Annotated in this window: 1 protein-coding gene; it reads left to right on the forward strand. The window is 34.2% G+C overall.

Going from position 1 to position 1,890, the window contains the following annotated elements; translation table 11 throughout:
* Positions 1-52 precede the first annotated feature (52 nt).
* Positions 53-1,771 (forward strand): FAD-dependent oxidoreductase, encoded by a 1,719-nt coding sequence (locus SVN78_10765; protein MDY6822087.1) that lies wholly within the window; start codon positions 53-55, stop codon positions 1,769-1,771.
* Positions 1,772-1,890 lie beyond the last annotated feature (119 nt).

The following is a 1,890-nucleotide window of genomic DNA, read 5'->3' on the forward strand; positions in this document are numbered from 1 at the left end:
ATTTTTAACTATACCTGAGGATAGAGAAAATACGTAAAAGGAGGATATAACATTGGCTGTAGTAAAAAAGAAGGTTGTTAAAAAAAAGAAAAAACCTTTGTCAATGGGTGTTGCGGCAGGGGCTAAGATTGAGCAGTCCCCTTATAGGCCAAAATATGTTGAAAAAAGACCTCCTTGTACAGGGAAATGTCCCAGTGCAGTAAGAGTGAGGGAATATTTGCAGTATATAGCAACTAGTGAGAAATATAATAGAACAATAGAAGAATCAATGGAGGTAGCTTTTGATATTGTAACTGAAACAAATCCGATGCCTGCAACAACTGGTAGGGTTTGTCCCCATGGATGTGAAGAAACGTGCAATAGAAAGGATGTGGACGAACCAATTAACATTAATGCCTGTGAGATGTTTATTGGTGATTATGCTTTAGATAAAAAGTTAAAGCTCAAAAAAGTTAGTGATATAGGTGCAAATAAAAGGGTTGCTGTTGTTGGTGGTGGTCCTTCTGGTTTATCTGCAGCATATCAGCTATCAAGGCAGGGTTTCAATGTTACAATTTATGAGAAAAGTGAGAAATTAGGAGGACTCCTCTACTATGGAATTCCAAATTTTCGCCTTCCCAAGAAGGTAGTAGAAAATGAAATTCAAAGGATTATAGATTTAGGGATTGACGTAAAGAATAATACATGCGTTGGAAAGGATATATCAATTGATGAGTTAAAGTCTAATTTTGATGCAATATATTTGGCAACAGGAGCTTATAAAATTGATAGACCAAGGCTAGAGAATATAGACAAGTTAAAAGGAATATATTCAGGGATAGAGTTTTTAGATAGGTTTGCAAAAGGCGAAAAGATTGAGGTTGGTAATAAAGTAATAGTAATTGGGGCAGATACTGCAGCTGATGTAGCTATGATATGCAGAAGATTAGGCGCAGAGGTTGTTTTTGCATATAGAAGAACAATACCTGACTATGATTCATTTAAAAAAACTGCTTCAAGAGAAGCTTTAGAGGCTTATGAAGAAGATATTACATTTCAATTTGCAACAATTCCTGTTGAAATAAAGGAAGAAGATGGCAAGTTAAAGGGTGTTTACTTTAGAAAGATAGTTGTTGATGAGATTGATGAGAGAGGGCATGCAAAGAAATATCACATAATTGAAGATGAGGATCCATTTTTTGTAGAGGCAGATACGTTGGTATATTCAGTTGGTCAAAAACCTGATCTTTCACTATTTGAAAATATTTTAAAACTAAACAAAGAAGGGTTTGTAGAGCATAATGACCTATTTGTAGATGATAATATATTGGTAGGCGGTGATTTAATAGGTCCTGAAAATATGCTCGTAACAGTAGCAAATAGTCATGGCATTCTTGCAGCTGATAAAATTATGTTTAAACTAACAGGTCAAAATTTTATGAAACCTGATGATAGAAGAGTAATTGAATCTAAGGATATGTATTTAGATTTTTTTGAAAAGAAGGAGCAGAAAAAAAGAAGATATAGAGACCCTGCAGAGAGAATAAAGGATTTCGAACCCTATTTAATTGGTTTAACCTTTGATGAATTCTTATATGAAACAAAAAGATGCATGAGTTGCGGTTTATGCTTTGTATGTGAAAATTGCTATTTATATTGTACTCCACAGGCTTTCAAAAAAATCCCTGATCCAGCTCCTGGTAAACCATTTAAGATAGCAATGGAGCTATGTGATGGATGTAAGAAGTGTGCAGAGGTTTGTCCCTGTGGATATATTGATATGGTATTATAATTGATATGGTATTATAAAAAAAAGGAGGTGAATTATGCCATTTATTGAATTTAAAGGAGAAAAAATTGAAGTTGATGATGAGGGCTATATCCAAGAGATGGATAAATGGAGCCCAGAGT

The organism is Deferribacterota bacterium, from assembly GCA_034189185.1.
Taxonomy (GTDB): Bacteria; Chrysiogenota; Deferribacteres; order Deferribacterales; family UBA228; genus UBA228.